The sequence below is a fragment of the Xenorhabdus anantnagensis genome, assembly GCF_028598555.1.
GTDB lineage: Bacteria > Pseudomonadota > Gammaproteobacteria > Enterobacterales > Enterobacteriaceae > Xenorhabdus > Xenorhabdus anantnagensis.
In genome coordinates this window covers 1-16,922 of sequence record NZ_JAQRFN010000043.1, presented here as the reverse complement: position 1 = coordinate 16,922, position 16,922 = coordinate 1, and the positions used below count along the sequence as shown (strand labels likewise).

Sequence of the window (16,922 nt, the reverse complement as noted above, 5' to 3'; positions counted from 1 at the left end):
TACGCCTGATCAATCTCGTGCAACAGCACTTTGCTGTACACATCGAGCTGTCCCGCTTATTCAGGCATAGCACGCTAACCGATTTTTCCCGTCAGGTGCTACTTACGGTGCTGACGAATGAATTCGATTCAGATGAGTTGAATGAGCTTGTATCGACGATAGGTGAGAATAATGAGTAATCTAGATATTATTGATAAGCTGAGCATTGAAGAGCTTGAGCAGCTACGAGCGCGAGCAAAAAGCAAAGGCCTCAAACAGAACATCAATAAAAAAGATCGGCTGACTAAAGTTGACAGAACAGGTGAACTCCCCGTTTCGTTTGCACAAAAAAGCCAATGGTTTGTTGATCAAGCACCTGATATTGGCAGCGGTTCTAATATTATTCTGGCTTCGCGTATTAACGGTGACCTGAATAGTAAGGTCTGGCAACGTTCTTTAGATCAGATCCTGGCACGACATGAAAGCCTACGCACCGTGTTTATTCAGCGCAAAGGTCAATTGCAGGCTCAGGCATTGGATGTGGGAACCTCTATGCCCATGCAGTTTTTCGATCTGAGTGAACGGACGGATGCACAGCAAGCGCTGTCTGAGATTATTGCTGATAATGAGCTGCAAGCTTTTCACCTTGACCAGGGGCCATTAATTCGCTGCCACCTTATCCGCATGGACAAGTATCAGCACGTCTTCTTACTCACGGTGCACCACATTATTTGTGATGGTTGGTCACTGAGTATTTTTACACAAGAATTAAATGCGCTGTATCAAGGTTATTTGGCAAATAGTGGTGAAACACCCCCTGATTTAGCAGTGCAATACGCCGATTTTGCGCAGTGGCAAAACGAGATGCTGCAAGGGGATCTCGTGGTGAAACAGCAAAAATTCTGGGCGGACTACTTAGACGATATTCCGGTTTTGTTGTCATTGCCTTGGGATCGCCCTAGACCAAAATTGCAGGACTTTCATGCCGGTTATGTCAGCTTTACCCTGGATAGCGAGCTGGCAGCAGGACTACGGGCATATTGCCAGCAACAAGGGTGCACGTTGTTCATGCTGTTCATTGCCGCATGGGGCGCACTTTTGTCGAGACTATCCGGCCAGTCGAGCGTGGTTATTGGTACTCCAACCGCAGGGCGAGTACGGCCAGAACTTGAGCCACTGATCGGCTTGTTTATGAATATGTTGGCGATTCGTATCGATGCACCTACGGGGATAACGGCGCAAAGTCTGCTGAAAGAAGCTCGAGACAATATTCTACATGCTTACGATCATCAGGACTTGCCATTTGAAAAAGTGGTTGAGGCCATCGGGGTGGAGCGTAGTCTGGGTCACCTCCCACTCTATCAGACTATTTTTAGCTTACGAACAAATAGTGATGGTGATAGCAAACTGGCACTCCCTGGGTTAACCATTGAAAACTTATCGGTAAGTAAAAGCTATCTGAAAGCGGACATCGAGCTGCATTGTACCGATAGCAGTTCCGGGATAACGGGGGTGATAAGCTATGCCCTCTCCCTATTTGATGAAGCGACGATTGAACGCTATCAATCGTATTTTATTGAGCTACTACGCGGCATTATTTCGCGCCCGGAACAATTACTTTCTGAAATTACACTGATATCAGAAAAAGAACGCAATTGGCTGTTATATGAGATCAATGAGACCTCTCAACCCTTTGATCGAAATTGCTTCTTATCTCAGCGCTTTGAGGAAATTGCGGCGACATACCCAGACGCTTTAGCCCTAGTGTATGGCAATCTTCGCTTCAGTTATCGCGAGCTAAATGGCGCTGCAAATCAGCTAGCCCATGCGCTGATACGCCAAGGTGTCGGCCCTGAAGCGCGAGTCGCGCTCTGTATTGAGCATAATGCGGCGGTTGTCGTTGGGCTTTTGGGAATATTAAAAGCAGGAGGGGTTTATGTCCCCATGGATGTGTCTTATCCCTCTGAGCGTTTAAAAAGCATTCTGGAAAATGTTGAACCCTATCTCGTGTTGGCAGATGCCGCAGGTAAACAGGCACTTAATGTTGAGCTGCTGGCGGAAAACAAGGTGTGGACACTGGATTTAACGAACTGGGCATTCGGGAGTGAGAACCGAGATAATCCACAGCTAGATACGCTGCATCCAGAGAATTTAGCCTATATCATCTACACCTCCGGTTCGACTGGCAAACCTAAAGGGGTAATGATTGAGCATCGCAGTTTAACCAACTTCTTCATGCAACATGAGCTGCGGTATGGTGCAAACGTTGAGCACCGAATTTTGCAATTCGCCTCTTTTAGTTTTGATGCGAGCATTGTTGAGTTAACGCTCGGGCTGACGCAGGGGGCTGCGCTTTATCTACTGACGCCAGAACAACGTGTTTTCAGCGATATCTTTGTCGACTTTCTTCTGGAAAATAAAATAACGCATCTATTTTTAGTGCCCTCTGTCGTGCTGGCTATCATCAAAAACTCAAGGTTTATTCAGGTTATTAAGGGCGTCACTATTTCCTTGGTGGGTGAAGAGGCTCCAGCATATCTGATACGGCAATTGGCAGAACATAATCGGGTTATCAATGAGTACGGGCCGACGGAATGTACTGTATTGGCGAGTAGCTGGTTATATCACTCAGAGGCTATCGAAGGACTGGTCAGCTTAGGCAACCCGCTGGTCAATAGCCAACTGTACGTGCTTGATCAGCATCGGCAGCCTGTACCACGTGGTGTGATTGGCGAAATATATATCGGTGGAGAAGTTGTCGCACGAGGATATTTTAAGCGCGAAGACTTAAATCAAATAGCATTTTTGCCCGATCCTTTTATCAAATCTCAGGCGGATAAGCAGATTTATCGCACCGGCGATCTTGGTTATCACTTGAATAATGGCGAGATAGTCTATTGCGGCAGAAATGATAACCAAGTGAAAATCCGCGGGTTCCGCATAGAACTGGGGGAAATTGAGAGTCAACTACGGCAATATCCTCAGGTTTCACGATGCGTCATTATTGCGGCGGTACCAAAAGGGAAAGAGAAACATTTATTGGCCTATTTTACGACCAGTGAACAAGAAGAAAGGATTTCAAGTCAGCTCTTGCGCGACTATCTTTCCGAAAGATTACCCGCTTATATGATACCTACCGCCTTTGTACAGCTGGATGTTTTACCAACAAACAGTAACGGCAAACTCGATCGCAAAGCGTTACCGTTGCCAAGTCAGGGAGACTATACCCGTGAAATTTACGAGGCGCCTAAAGGGTTCGCGGAAATCACGCTGATGAAACTCTGGCAGAAGTTGTTAGGAATAGAAAAAATCAGCCGTTATGACAACTTTTATGCGCTGGGCGGTAACTCATTGCTGGTAATACAGTTGAGTTATGAGGCGAGGCAAGCGGGTATCGATTTATCGGTGTTAAAGATTATCCGTAGCCCGATACTGCATAAGATGGCTCAGGATGATCTAGCAAGCGCATTCTCTGTTGATGAGGCATTACCAGCACGGAAAACCGGCTATAAGCCGCCGATATTCTTCTTCCCCGCTGGCACCGGGAATATTGAATATTTTTATGAGTTAGCTGCGACTATCGATCCTGACTATCCGATATATGGATTGCCCTGGCTACCTGAGCATGCTGAGCAGGAGCCGACTCTGGAAGCGATGAGCCACCGTTTCCTAAAGATGGTTAAGCAAATCCAGCCAGAAGGCCCTTATCATTTTATTGGTTATTGCTCAGGTTCTGTTGTCATTCACGCGTTGGCGAAACAGCTGATAGGACAGAATGAAAAAGTGGGGTACATCGGGCTTATTGATGCGCTCTGGGTTAAAGCACATGACTATGGATTGAACGAAAAACGTTATTTATTTAGCCAAATAGAGTCCCAGGCCGAACGTATAGAGTTAGATATTGAGCGCTATGATGAATTACGTTCACTTGAAGAAAAACTATCAGTAGAAGAATTGATGCGGTTAGGGAAACAATGGAAATTGATTCCCGAAGAGGTTGACCTTGAGAGACATCGAAAAATCTTACACCAGCAGGTCAATTATGCTTGTATGGTCGATGATTACTACGCCGAACCACTGGATATAGATGTTTATCAATTTAATGCGAGCGAAGATATTACCGAGAGACTGGTAAAAATAGACTGCAAATCCAAATCAATATTTTCTGATAAGTCGTGGAAAAAGCGAATTGGAAAATACTTAGGATGGGAGCAGGCTTTTTCTCGCGGTCGTATTCATATCCATAAAGTGCCGGGCGATCATCAGTCGATAGTCACTAATCAGGAAAATCGGCAGGTACTGGGTGACATGATTTCGCAAACTCTTGGTGATAGCGGCTTACAGGGAAAAAGCAAAACCGAATTCGATTCTTTGATTCCTTTTGTCACTTATTCTGACAGTGTGGTGCCTTTAATCTGTCTGCCGGGCGCAGGGAACAGTATCACCAGCTTGAGGCACTTTATTAGCGCACTGGAGCCTGGCCGTTCCGTGTATGGCCTGCAACCTCGCGGCATTGAGCTCTCTATGCCACCTCATTCATCATTTCAAACTGCCGCGGCTGACAACCTGAAGGCAATCGCGCGTATTACGGAGAGTGGACCCATTCATTTAGTGGGGCATTCTCATGGTGGTTTAGTGGCGTTGGAAATGGCTCACCAATTAAACCTTCAGGGGCGTAAAGTCGCCTCCATTACCTTGATTGACAGCCAAACACCTCGCTTACTGGATGATGCCTGGAAACTCACGAATCAACAGGCCATGGATGATTTTGTTGAGGCAATATTCAACACGTTGAATATTCGACCTAAAAACATCTTCTGGCAGATTCAACATGGTGATGTTCTGACGGTATTAGCTTCCCTGCACCAATTGCTCGAAGCACATGGGCAAGTGCCAAAGAATAGTACGGTGGACCTTTTGACCGGCACTTTCCATACCTATCTCGCGGCTCGCCGTTGGACTTATACCTCACCACCGGCATACCCACAAAACCTGCATATCGTCTTAGCCAGCGAGACTTCACCACGTGTCTTGAAAACAGATAAAAAGCCAGTCGATCTCGGTTTGGCCTGGCAGAAAGAGATTGAGGGTATTCAGTTGGATAGAATAAATGGCAATCATTACAGCATGTTATCTGAAATTAATGGGCCTGAATTGGCACGCTGGTGGCAGAAAAACGTAGCAAAGAAGGAGTGAGCATGCTGATGAGTTCCATTATATGACTTGATAGGCAGACGAGCTAAATAGCTTAGGCAAACGCAATCCATATAACGAATTGGTAATTTTTGAATAGGAGTTTAATCATGTTTTTTATTATCGAAAATATTTTAATGCCTGAAGAGGTTTTTGAAGCCCAAAGGTTATTAAACGCAGCGAGTTTTTTGGATGGGCGTGCGACAGCGGATGTTGGATATAGCGTGAAAAACAATTTGGAAATGAAGGTGGATAAGGATTATTTGTCCGTTGTAAATTTAGTGAGCACAGCGTTAGAAAATTCGACTGAAGTGAATATGCGCGTTGTTCCCAGAGCAAGAACCAACCCTATTGTGAATCGTTACGACGAAGGAATGTATTATCACAATCATGTTGATCTTCCTATTCAAGGAGGGAGTACCCAGATGGGGAAAGCCCCTGGTCGTTACGGGCAAAACTTTCTTCGCACGGATTACTCAATGACACTTTTTCTCAGCCACCCCGAAAGTTATGAAGGCGGGGAGTTGGCTTTAGAGATCGCCGATGAGCTAAAACTGATCAAACTGCCTGCGGGGAGTGCCGTTTTTTACTCGACAGGGGTTTATCATGCGGTGCAACCTGTCCTTTCTGGTTCACGTGTTGCAGCCGTATGCTGGTTCCAGTCAATGTTCCAAAACGCTCAGGTCCGCAATCTGCATTGGCAGCAATACTGCTTAGAGAGAGAGCTTCAGCAACAAGGGGCTCACGATCTCGCGGATCAAGCCTCCGCAGTCCGTAATAATCTAATACGGTATTTGGCCGTGATTTGATAATGATTTTTGACCGCTTCTTGTGAAGGGGTTTGGTGCTTAATGCTTTTTATTTAACAAACGTTATCAAGAGATTTGAATGATGAAACAAAACACTTTTATCGATATGAGAGAAGAAAACGAAAAGATAGCAGATAACTTTTCTTATATAGAGGTGGATAGAAAAGATATTGATGGGGATATTATATCCGACCTTATTCTTAATGGGGAGCGAAATGGCAGTGTGCTCTATGTGATACGCAACGCTTTTACACCTGATGTTGCTCAATCATTAGTTGCTTCATTTGATGCAAAACTAGACGAAACTCAAGGCGGGAACCGACCTTATGATGGTTATGTGAACGCCGCTCAAATTGGTGCGACGCAATTTTTGTTAAAAGGCGAAGAGTATGTAAAAGGTGTAACTGAAAACAACTTAAATCTTGTTCCTGTTGTGAATTCGTTGCGGGATGAGGAAGTTGAGTCTATTTTTTTGACCCGCTTTTTGGAGCAGGTTTTTATTCAGAAAGGAATCCACTTTGGTCCCGCCAGATTAAAGGGAGGGTATAGTTCTTTTATTTCTTTACGCCGCTGGTTGGATAATGGGGAGATGTCTCTTTGGCCGCACGACGATTATGCTCAGCTGTCTATCGCCATGCAAGATAATTTTGAGATTGCTAAAACGCGCCGGGACGTTGTGTCGTTTAATGCTTGCGTGGAAGCGGCTAAAGGCGGAGGCATGTTAAAGGTTTGGAATTATAAACCGAATGAAAATACTCGACGTCGACTTGGTGTAGAGGGAAAAGGCTACCCTTATCCTCTGGAACTGCTTGAAAACATCGAGGCATTAGAAGTCAAGCTTAACCAGGGAGATGTGTATTTTTTAAATGCGAGCTACTTGCATGGCGTGACTAGCGTCTCCGAAGGAAGAAGATTTAGTGCAGGTAGATTTATTGGCCATATTGGTGACCATAAAATTGTGTATTGGACTTAATAAGAACTGTGGGCTATGCCATTAAATTGATGAGTTCTGAAATAGGTTAGTGCTTTTCAGACTAAACGCCCGATAAATTTCATGGGGCGTTTAGTCTTTGCCATGTAGTGAAGGGGATTAAGGGGGCTTTGTTGAAATTGTAATTAGTCGCAATCAGATCTGACACTGAACCTTGAAAGGTTGAGAGTTACCGACTTTGCTATATGGGTATCGAATCCTTATACAAAATACGAGGTAACTCTCATGCTTAATATTAACAACTCTATTATCAAATACACATCCGGTTTACTGAATCTGGCTAAAGGGCTGGGTAATGTCTCGAAAGCCTGTCAGATGATGGGGGTATCACGAGATACTTTCTATCGTTATCAGGAATTGGTTGCCGAAGGTGTTGTCCAAAGGAAAATAGTCAAATGAAGTGCTTAAAACGTAAGGGATAGCACGTTATCCCCTAAGTTTAGTTTGTATGTGATATTTTCCTTTTTTTAATCTATTGATAATTGTTTCGATAATTAAAATAAGTCATATTGTCGCGTTAATGTTTTAATTCATGCTCTGCTGAATTCAGGTCTTATATTCACATAACTAACACAGCACTTATGACCTATATCACAAAAAAGTAAATTATTTAATGCCATTTCAGTCAATATGTCTTATATATAAATCGCTATACTTTCATGTTTATATCGATATCCTTTTCAGGGTAATAGACGATATTTAATCATTATAGAAGCCTCAAGGGTCGCAACCGTTGAGGCTTCGCTACTTATTGTAATGGCAATAAATAGTTCATAAAAACAGTTAGTGAAATTTTTCATCTGGTTCGATATCTTATTTAAATAATCTTATAAAATTGAGGTTCACGTATATACCCTGCGTATTTCGTGGAATATGAATCTTTATGATTTTTAATTTTTTACAATGGGGAAAATCGATTTGGCTGATTTAACTTAAATGTTAAGGTTGGTTTTTTCGTTATTTAATTAATAATGAACATAGTTAAATTAAAACATATTGAATATGTTCTGAAATGGATTAAAAGAAGTGATGAACGATACCAATGAAAAGGGTAAGAGCAGGAAGAATAAAAAACACGCTGACTATTTTATTCCTTACAAAAAAACGTATGATTTACGTTTAAATAAAAGGGAGCCTAATTTAATAAACATATTGATACAGACTCAAGGTTATGAATATGGCTTTTTTACCGTATTAGGTGTCCGCCCTTTATCTCAACGGAGTGACGGAAAAAGTAATGCTATTTATGTCGTCAGGTGTTGGTGTGGTAAATATTCTGTCAGGACATTAAAAGCCATTAAAAACCCGAATAATGTTAATGATATGTGTGAGCATTGCCTTCACCTGTTTAGTCAAAGGCGTAAAGAAACCTTTCGCACGACAGGAAAAGATATAGATTTATCGGAATTAACAGGAATTAAATATAAAAATCCTTTATAAATTAAATAGTAAGAAAACAGAGTCCACTTTGAAATTGAATTCTTGGAGTACACCTTATTCCATACGTGAGAGCAGCCCAGCTTAGATGCCGTTTCAGTAATTAAACTGCAAGGAGTATTTTTGCGTTAAATAATGTGCCTGATTTCATCACGCCATAATAGGCTAATCGTAAGAGCTTACATATTACTACATTTTCAGAGAGAACGCCAGACAAGTATTTTGGGGTATAAGCTGCCGCAATACAAGAATATAAAACGCTTGCTGGTTAGCAGTGTAGATAAGGATGCCGTGAATGAGAGTGAATAATGCCGGCACAAAGGCCACAGGTGCGAGCAGATATCAATGGATTGGAAGGAAAAAACAAAGTGTCAAGGGGCAGAATAAGTGATGAACACAAAACATCAACAGTTCCTAACTTTTTGTCAATATGATATTGACTCTGGTGTTTTGATGATCTAATTTTGTAATCGAAATGTTAATTATTTATTTAATATTTTAATTTGATTTAATTGATATAAATAGGAAAATATTATGCAAAACCTTAAAAACAATCAAAACGTTGAATCTGTTGATCCCAAAAAACAAACACAAAAATTTTCACTTAATGTTAAGAAAAAATCCAATCAGGAAGAACGTCGTGCTCTAGGCGCTCTGGTCAAATAATTCTTAAAGTAAACATAAAGGCTGTTGTTGTTGGTGGCAGCCTTTTTATTTTGGCATGAAATGAAAGTTGAGGAGAAGGTTCATGGACTGTCCATACCTAAAGTATTTTTCTGCACTTCACGAACAACCAACGGCAATAAAAATAGTTACTAATGATGTAGATATTACTATTGAAACCGAAAAACCACAGCAGCTTAAAAATTTGCTGTTAGATATGGATGGAAATAATACGATTGGTACCTTGTCTAAAAAATATCATTACGATGAAAAAGAAATTCGCGATTTATTGTTTCATCTAATTGATGCAAATGTAGTAAAGATGGAAAACATACCTTCAAGTAATACGGTCGACCCTCAGAATTTTGCAAAAATGTGCCGAGAAATTTTCCCTAAATGGAAAAGAGATGTGTTTACTCTTGACTTTTGGCATGATCTAACTACTGGGATATTATCTAGATCAGCTTTCGCTGGGTGGCTGTTAGAAAATTTCTATTTTATCGAGGGAGCGACTAAACGTCTCTCATTAGTCACTATGGCTGCTAACGAGAATAAACAAATTCGAGCTCTTTTTTCTCAGCATTTCATTGAAGAATATAACCACCATATGTTTTTTATGAAGGCACTCAAACGCTTAGGTTTTACCAAAAAACAAGTTCTGAATCACCAGCCACTACCGAGCACAATCGCCATTATTAATCATATGCGTGAATGTGGTCGTAGAGATATTATCTCTTATGCCACATGTTCGGCATTTCTTGAATCTACAGGTGGAGATCGTAAAGAGGGTATGGTGTTTTATAACTCTCTTATCCAATACTACGATAAAGAAAATAAAGGGATAGTCCAGCCTTTAATTGAACATGCATATTTGGATGAAGAGTACGGGCATAATGATTGGTTGGAGAAAGTTTGTATTTGTATCTCAACATTGGAAAAAGAGCGGGCCAATGATGCTATCAAGTCGGCAGAGATATTGGTCGAAACGTTAAAATTATGGACGCATGATATTCAAGCCCACTATAGAAACATATCTTTCAATGAGATCATCAACCCTTTCCATTATCGTTAAGTCAGGAGTTATTATGACAAATCAAGTGGATAGAATATTAACTCCAGATTCATTACCTAAATGCCTTCCTCAAGCCACTTTAATGGTAAAAGGTCACGAAGCAATCCTCAGCGTACCCGGTAATGATTATACCTTCTCTGGCAAAAGTGCGGAAATGATCCAAGGAATTTTCAACCTTCTTAATGGTACTAATACAGTTGATATAATTTCACAGAAAACATGCTGCGCATCAGAAGATATTATCAGCCTGCTGGATTATCTGTGTGGTGAATCTGTGCTAATTGATATAAATAATGAAAATAAAGGATCTCTTACTGGTTATCAGTTAGTTGAATTAGTGAAACAAGAAGTGGTTTTTTGGCGGCAGCATATTAATAACCAAATATTTTGGGAAAAGGTGCACAATGGTACTTGCTCTGAAAGGCAAATTTTAGGTTGGGGTGTTGAATTTTATCACTATGTAGATGCTGCCAATGAATATATGGCTGCTGGAGTTGCATATTGCCGCGAATCGATTGATATTCGTCAGAAAATCGCAGCTCATTACGCTGAGGAAGCAGATCATGGGGAAATTTTCCTACAGGGGCTAATGCAGGATGGTTTACCAGCAACGCTGGTGAAAAAGGCCCTTCCGCTACCAAGTACGCGGGCACTGATCAATTATCTTAATGAAGTGGCAATGGAAAGCTCTTTAGTATACACCGCAGTATTCTCATTAATGCAGTCTGACGGCAAGAGTTTCAGCACAACTGGTTTGAACGAATACTATTCCCAGTTGATTCAGTTATATCCTTTTGCCAAGGGCATGTTTGGTTCTTTTCTTAAACATGCTTTGATTGATGCTCGGTTAGACCATCAATTTTCTATTTTTGAAAACCTTTATGCAAATGATGAGATTATTTCTCATCGTGAGGTAAAGCGTACATTTGTCACTATTCGCCAACTTGTTAATTATTTCATTCTCTATTACGAGTACCTATTCGAATACTATGGGAAAGAGGATTCTCAATTACCGAGGCGTGCACCACAAGTCATTGACTTCCTATTGTCTGATAACAAGGAGTAGCATCAATCATGCAAGATTGGGAACTGCGTGCAAAACGTGCCATTGCGGGTGGAACAACTCATGATAGTTGGGCTTCCGCACACCCCATAGTATTTAAACGTGCTAATGGTGCTTATAAGTGGGATACCCGCGGTCGACAATACACCGATTTTTGGATGGGACATGGAGCGTTAATTTTGGGTCATAATCATCCAGCCGTGATTCAAGCAATTACTACTCAGTTAAATAGTGGCACGCATCTTTCCGGTAATCACACCTTGTTAGTGGAATGGGCTGAAAAAATAATTCAAATGGTGCCCAGTGCTGAACTAGTCAGGTTCTGTGCATCTGGTACCGAAGCTACGTTACTGGCATTGCGCTTGGCTCGAGCTTATACCGGTAAACCTTATATCATGCGAATTGATGGGCATTTCCATGGTTGGCACGATGAAGCACTTTCAGGTGTTGTAGATGGGTGGCCAACTGGCTCGCATCCAGATTCTGCCAATTACCTTCAATTAGTACCACCGTTCGATCTGGAAGCCGTGGAAGCATCTTTAGTGGAAGGAAAAACTGCGGCAGTTATCTTAGAGCCGGGGGGGAGGTAGCAGTGGTACTCTTCCATACGATAGACAGTATTTGCTGGAGTTACGAAATATTACCCAGCGTTACGATACCCTACTAATTTTTGATGAGGTGATGAGTGGGTTTCGCTATGCACCGGGTGGCGTACAACAGTTATCTTCCATCATGCCGGATATTACTACATTGTCTAAAGTGCTATGTGGTGGATTACCCGGTGGCGCAATAGCCGGTTCTCAGATGATTATGTCCTGTTTTGAAGCTGGGAATAATACTAAGGTACTTCATACCGGTACGTTCAACGGTAATCCATTATCCGCCAGTGCTGGCTTGACCACTTTGGCCATTGTGGCTGATGGAACTATTCAAGAGACACTAAATAAAAACACAGTGATGTTTGTGAATACAGTAAATGAAAAAGCTAAGCAGGTTGGCATTGATGTACAACTGTTTCATCAATCATCGATCTTTCACATATTGATTGGGGCGCAAAAAGAAGGGGTAGATATTTCTCCTTCTGAAGATGCGTTTTGGATAACGCAAAAAAATGCAGCTATTTATAACGAACTAAAAGTACTCCTTACTCAGCATGGCATCGACATGCACAAGTCTCATGGTTGGCTCAGTACTTGCCACACGTATGACATTCTTGAAGATGCGGTGGATAAATTCCATATGGCGTTTGTTAAGTTATTAAACCAAAACAGAGCAATGGGCTTAGCGGATTGAGTGGGAGGAAGCATGATAGATATTGTTAACTTTATTAATGGCAGACATGTCAAAGCAACGAGTGGGGATAGATTATTTTCAATCAATCCGTCGACGGAAGAACGCATTGCCCAATTTAACGTGTCTTCGTCTACTGATGTTGATTCCGCAGTGTATGCGGCCAGAATAGCCTATGAGCAGGGGTCATGGCCACGACTGACGGTAGAAGAGAGGGCATCGTACCTGCATATGATTGCAGATGTGTTAGAGGATAACTTGTCTCTATTTGCTCAGTATGAATGTGAAGATACGGGTTTCTTATCGAAAATGTGTTTACATGGTCATCTTCCGCGTGCAGTAGAACACTTTCGTTTTTTTGCAGAAGAGGGCAAGCGCTTCTTTGGCAGTGCTATTCCAATAGGGAATTCCTACATTAATTTTACTCATAACGTTCCTGTAGGTGTCGTTGCTATCATGACACCATGGAATGGCCCATTATCTGTTTCTTCAATTAACTTAGCTGCTGCGCTGATCGCTGGTAACACTGTGGTTTTGAAACCCTCAGAATTGGCACCAATCACGGTTTCTTTACTTGGTCAAATAATTGCAGAAATCGGTCTACCTGAAGGAGTAGTCAATATCGTACATGGGGCAGGTCAGCCGACTGGAGAGGCACTTATTCGACATGCTGATATTGATTTATTATGTTTTGTTGGAGGCACTCAAGTTGGAAAAGATGTCTTAAGATATTCGTCGGGCACATTGCGGCGTTCGTTGTTGGAATTAGGGGGGAAATCTCCTACGGTGGTGTTGGCGGATGCAGATATTGATGCGGCGTTAGACGGCGCATTAGTATCTGCTTTCAGCAGCAATGGGCAGGTGTGTACTGCGGGATCTCGCATCATCGTCGACAAAACAATCGCCAAAACTTTTAGCTGTCAGTTTATTGAGCGAACTCAGAATATTCGTGTAGGTGACCCATTTGATGGAACCAGCGAAATTGGACCAATGATTAGTGCAAGTCACCGAGAAAACATACTGAAGGCCATCACTCAGGCACAGCAAGAAGGCGCTAGTTTGTGTGCTGGTGGGATTGTGCCTATGGATTGCTATCGGGGGTTTTACATTGAGCCGGCTGTTCTAACTGGGGTGCATCCTCAAAGTTCATTGGCTACACAAGAGATCTTTGGGCCAGTCGTAGCAATTTTTATCGCCGAAAACGAAGAACATGCTCTCTCTTTAGCTAATGATTCCAAATTTGGCCTTGCAGGAACAGTATGGAGTACAAGCGATTCAAAAGCATTGTCTTTTGCCCGTAAAATGCAGGCGGGTAATATAGGTATAAATACACCGTATATCAGGGATATTCGTTGTCCATTTGGTGGTTTTAAACAAAGTGGTATTGGGACTGTAGGCGGTTATTGGAGCTTAGAACAATATACCCAAACACAAACTCTATGTTTGCCCCTTAATAGTTATACACTGCCCAGATATGGTGCTCTGAAATGACATACGACAATCAGGTTTTAGTGGTTATATAAAACAGAAACCGTGTAGCGGAGGAACATTTTGGAAAAGGCCATATGGAAACATAAGCAGTTTCGAATGCTATTTTCAGGAGCACTGTTTTGTCATTTAGGGGGGAAAGTTTATGAGCTAGCATTACCGTTATTAATCTACGATATCACCCGTTCATCGGAAATTATGGGCTGGATGCGTGCTGCCGAGTTTCTACCTTATATTCTCCTGGCCGCAGTGATTGGAGTTTTGATTGATCGAGTGGATCGTAGAGTTTGGTCTCAATGGATGATTGCAGGACAGGTTGTGTGTTTGCTGGCTAGTTGGTTAGCTATCGAGTTAAGTTCAAACCCATTGTGGGTGTTATTCCCTTGTGCCTTCTTTATGATGGCATTTAACTTTGGCTACCTTAACGCCAGAATGGGAATGCTGAAACATGTATTACCCGAAAAGTTGCAAGGTGCAGCTATCTCTAGTGTGAGTTCACTGAATAGCCTGTTCCAAGCACTTGGTCCTTTGCTGTCGGGTGTGATTATTTTATTCTCATCCTCCCATATTACCTTTCTATGGATAGCATTATTTCTGTGTATTGCTTGGTGTTATTTGTTCAAAATGCCGTACGAAAAAGAGGTACTCAGAACTACCGAAAATGAAAATATAAGAACGTCTATCGTTAAAGGTTGGCAGATATTACAAGCCAATATTCCATTATATCATATGGCTCTGGCTATCATGGTATTAAATACTTGCTCAATGGTGTTTTCTTTGCAAGCGATCTATTATGCCAAAACTTCTCTGGCCATGAACGCTGTTAACATTGGCTACATGGTATCTGCGGGCGGAATAGGCGCGATACTAGGCTCGTTACTGGCAGTTCGTCTACGAAACCGATTTGGTTTAGGATTAGTGTTAATTGTTACTATGACCATTCAGGCAGTTGGCTATCTTTTGATTCTATTTCTTCACCATTCTGTAATGTTGATTTTTGCTTTCTTCTGGGCGAATTTCTTCGAAATAATCACAGCTCTTCTTGTTTACACTTACCGTCAAGAAAGTGTCAAAGAAGAGAATCTAGGAAGAGTAATGGGTATTACTGGCACAATATTTAAATTAGGCTTACCTTTCGGTTTGTCTATTTCGGGGTATGTGATTTCGAGGGGGGGGGTAGATCTGCTGTTTATCGCTTGTGCAGTGATTCAGATTAGTACAGGGCTTGCGTGTTACCTGAGTCCAATGGTGAGAGTGAAATAGTCTACGGTAACACAGATCTATTGGTGAACACCTTAATCGCCAGTGCCAATATGACGCTTTTTCATATAATTAGCCAATTTTACGTTGTCACTCTGTGTACTGTTTTCTAACGCCGTATAAACACCACGTTGGTCATCTTGACTTCTATGCTGGCCGAGCTTTTCTTTAGCCTGAATTTCGTCAAGCCAGATTTTGAACCCAACTATCGCTTTCATTTTCTGATTGAGGTAAGAGTCTGGCATCAGTTCTTTGTTTTCTATCAGGTTAGGTTCAAAGGTATTGACTAGGGTTTCCATGACCCATTTTGTCTCTTCGTTTCCCAGGATTTCGGCTATTCCATAGCAATGTACTGCTGAATAATTCCAAGTGGGAACAGCATGTTGTGCTTTATACCAAGTTGGTGAAATATAAGCATGTGGTCCAGTAAAGACCACTAATACTCGCTGGCTATCAAATTCTTTCCAGTGCTGATTAGTTTTGGCTACATGCCCATATAACACCCCCATCTTTCCTTCTTCAGGGGCAAAAACAAAAGGAAGATGGGTGCCTATTAGTGAAGGAGAAATCAATAATCCAAAGCTGTTGTTGATAATAAAGGTCGACACGCTGTTTTGATCGGTCATTTCCATTTTCTTTGGTATATACATTGTCGTTGTTCCAATTAAGTAGTTATAGCGGTATGGTAATTACGTCATTTTGTCATGTCTGCCTGGATTATGAACTGATGTGAAGTTATTTTCATCAAGAAAATAATGACGTATTCCCTCACAGCCTGTCATCAAACAAAAATTTGACCCCACTCGATCCAATCGATACAGTACTTAACTGTTATCAATGATCTTATCGCCTGCAAAGATCACCCATCGGGTGGCGAAACAAATCTATGGTCCTCCCCGTTTTTGCAACACTCATTTTGATGTATGGTTGGCTTGCTTAAATCTATCCGGCGTCTCTATGAGTATGGATACCCGCGCCACGATGAGTTCTGCGCCTGATGAACCTTAAAAACTCCCCGGCTTCAATGAGCCATTTTGTTTCTTAGGTTATTCATCAGGCCGATTGGCCGTTCATGTCATCAATAATCAGTCTTCGCAAAACCAGATAGGTAACGTGTATTTCACTGTTTAATCATCAAGTTATTGAATCAGTCAGCCTCTATTAGGCCTGATACTCATTTTGCCGAGTAGTGATTGCCCAGGCTATTCGTGCCAGCTTATTAGCCAGTGCACAGGCAACCACATTCGAATGTTTCTTGCTCAGTTGTGCCTGAACCCACTCGGCCAGTCTCCCATGCTGATGCTCAAGCCGCATCATAAACGCCCGGGCGCATTGAACCAGCAATCGGCGCAAATTTTTGTTGCCGCGTTTGCTGATACCCAGCAGAGTCGGTTTTCCCCCTGTACTGTATTGTCGGGGAACAAGCCCCATCGAAGCAGCAAAATCCCGGCTGCATGAAAATTGTTTTCCGTCACCAAGCTGGGATGAAAGTAGGCTGGCGGTAATGGGTCCCACCCCCGGTATTGTCATCATGCGTTGAGTTGCATCGTCCGCTTTGATGGACTGTTTTAATTCTAATTCCAACGTGGTTATTTGCTCGACAAGATAAAGGTCGTGGGCATGTAATTTCATCAGCAAACGGCTCAGATAATCGGGCACGTCGTGTTCTGCCAGAAC

The 16,922-nt window shown here is 42.1% G+C and carries 13 protein-coding genes and 1 pseudogene; 12 read left to right on the top strand and 2 right to left on the bottom strand.

The features are described 5' to 3' along the window. The first annotated feature begins 171 nt into the window (after positions 1-171). The 12 genes and pseudogenes from PSI14_RS18750 (at position 172) to PSI14_RS18695 (ending at position 15,248) form a co-directional block, all read left to right on the top strand. Positions 172-5,175: a non-ribosomal peptide synthetase gene (locus PSI14_RS18750; RefSeq protein WP_273577515.1), complete on the top strand. Its 5,004-nt coding sequence runs from the start codon at positions 172-174 to the stop codon at positions 5,173-5,175. Positions 5,176-5,282: 107 nt separating this feature from the next. Continuing rightward, entirely contained in the window at positions 5,283-5,981 is a 699-nt protein-coding gene (locus PSI14_RS18745; protein ID WP_273577514.1) for a Fe2+-dependent dioxygenase, read from the top strand. 79 nt (positions 5,982-6,060) lie between these two features. Continuing rightward, positions 6,061-6,954 carry a 2OG-Fe(II)-dependent halogenase WelO5 family protein gene (locus PSI14_RS18740; RefSeq protein WP_273577513.1) on the top strand — a complete coding sequence of 298 codons (894 nt, stop codon included), beginning with the start codon at positions 6,061-6,063 and terminating at the stop codon, positions 6,952-6,954. A 243-nt stretch (positions 6,955-7,197) separates the two neighbouring features. Then, positions 7,198-7,362 (top strand): annotated as a pseudogene (locus PSI14_RS18735) (helix-turn-helix domain-containing protein); the annotation flags it as partial. Between the two features lie 639 nt (positions 7,363-8,001). Beyond that, the gene (locus tag PSI14_RS18730; RefSeq protein ID WP_273577512.1) at positions 8,002-8,412 is read left to right on the top strand and encodes a hypothetical protein; all 411 of its coding nucleotides are present in this window, start codon (positions 8,002-8,004) and stop codon (positions 8,410-8,412) included. 531 nt (positions 8,413-8,943) lie between these two features. Beyond that, on the top strand, positions 8,944-9,075 hold the full coding sequence (locus PSI14_RS18725; protein WP_273577511.1) for a hypothetical protein: 132 nt from the start codon (positions 8,944-8,946) through the stop codon (positions 9,073-9,075). An 82-nt stretch (positions 9,076-9,157) separates the two neighbouring features. Continuing rightward, the gene (locus tag PSI14_RS18720; RefSeq protein ID WP_273577510.1) at positions 9,158-10,144 is read left to right on the top strand and encodes a thiaminase II/PqqC family protein; all 987 of its coding nucleotides are present in this window, start codon (positions 9,158-9,160) and stop codon (positions 10,142-10,144) included. Between the two features lie 13 nt (positions 10,145-10,157). Further along, entirely contained in the window at positions 10,158-11,210 is a 1,053-nt protein-coding gene (locus PSI14_RS18715; RefSeq protein ID WP_273577509.1) for a thiaminase II/PqqC family protein, read from the top strand. Positions 11,211-11,218: 8 nt separating this feature from the next. Beyond that, positions 11,219-11,797: an aminotransferase class III-fold pyridoxal phosphate-dependent enzyme gene (locus PSI14_RS18710; RefSeq protein WP_273577508.1), complete on the top strand. Its 579-nt coding sequence runs from the start codon at positions 11,219-11,221 to the stop codon at positions 11,795-11,797. Between the two features lie 31 nt (positions 11,798-11,828). Beyond that, positions 11,829-12,500, top strand: coding sequence for an aminotransferase class III-fold pyridoxal phosphate-dependent enzyme (locus PSI14_RS18705; RefSeq protein ID WP_273577507.1), 672 nt, complete (start codon positions 11,829-11,831; stop codon positions 12,498-12,500). Between the two features lie 12 nt (positions 12,501-12,512). Beyond that, positions 12,513-13,988: an aldehyde dehydrogenase family protein gene (locus PSI14_RS18700; RefSeq protein ID WP_273577506.1), complete on the top strand. Its 1,476-nt coding sequence runs from the start codon at positions 12,513-12,515 to the stop codon at positions 13,986-13,988. Positions 13,989-14,048: 60 nt separating this feature from the next. Next, positions 14,049-15,248, top strand: coding sequence for an MFS transporter (locus tag PSI14_RS18695; RefSeq protein WP_273577505.1), 1,200 nt, complete (start codon positions 14,049-14,051; stop codon positions 15,246-15,248). A 32-nt stretch (positions 15,249-15,280) separates the two neighbouring features. Here the strand turns inward: PSI14_RS18695 and PSI14_RS18690 are convergent, their stop codons facing one another. Continuing rightward, positions 15,281-15,895 carry an FMN-binding negative transcriptional regulator gene (locus tag PSI14_RS18690; protein ID WP_273577504.1) on the bottom strand — a complete coding sequence of 205 codons (615 nt, stop codon included), beginning with the start codon at positions 15,893-15,895 and terminating at the stop codon, positions 15,281-15,283. 511 nt (positions 15,896-16,406) lie between these two features. After that, the coding region (locus PSI14_RS18685; RefSeq protein ID WP_273577503.1) for an IS110 family RNA-guided transposase at positions 16,407-16,922 on the bottom strand (516 nt) is incomplete at its 5' end.

Bases quoted from the DNA above. Each gene is read 5' to 3' on its own strand.
- PSI14_RS18750 (WP_273577515.1), top strand. From the start codon at position 172: ATGAGTAATCTAGATATTATTGATAAGCTGAGCATTGAAGAGCTTGAG.
- PSI14_RS18745 (WP_273577514.1), top strand. From the start codon at position 5,283: ATGTTTTTTATTATCGAAAATATTTTAATGCCTGAAGAGGTTTTTGAA.
- PSI14_RS18740 (WP_273577513.1), top strand. From the start codon at position 6,061: ATGATGAAACAAAACACTTTTATCGATATGAGAGAAGAAAACGAAAAG.
- PSI14_RS18730 (WP_273577512.1), top strand. From the start codon at position 8,002: ATGAACGATACCAATGAAAAGGGTAAGAGCAGGAAGAATAAAAAACAC.
- PSI14_RS18725 (WP_273577511.1), top strand. From the start codon at position 8,944: ATGCAAAACCTTAAAAACAATCAAAACGTTGAATCTGTTGATCCCAAA.
- PSI14_RS18720 (WP_273577510.1), top strand. From the start codon at position 9,158: ATGGACTGTCCATACCTAAAGTATTTTTCTGCACTTCACGAACAACCA.
- PSI14_RS18715 (WP_273577509.1), top strand. From the start codon at position 10,158: ATGACAAATCAAGTGGATAGAATATTAACTCCAGATTCATTACCTAAA.
- PSI14_RS18710 (WP_273577508.1), top strand. From the start codon at position 11,219: ATGCAAGATTGGGAACTGCGTGCAAAACGTGCCATTGCGGGTGGAACA.
- PSI14_RS18700 (WP_273577506.1), top strand. From the start codon at position 12,513: ATGATAGATATTGTTAACTTTATTAATGGCAGACATGTCAAAGCAACG.
- PSI14_RS18690 (WP_273577504.1), bottom strand. From the start codon at position 15,895: ATGTATATACCAAAGAAAATGGAAATGACCGATCAAAACAGCGTGTCG.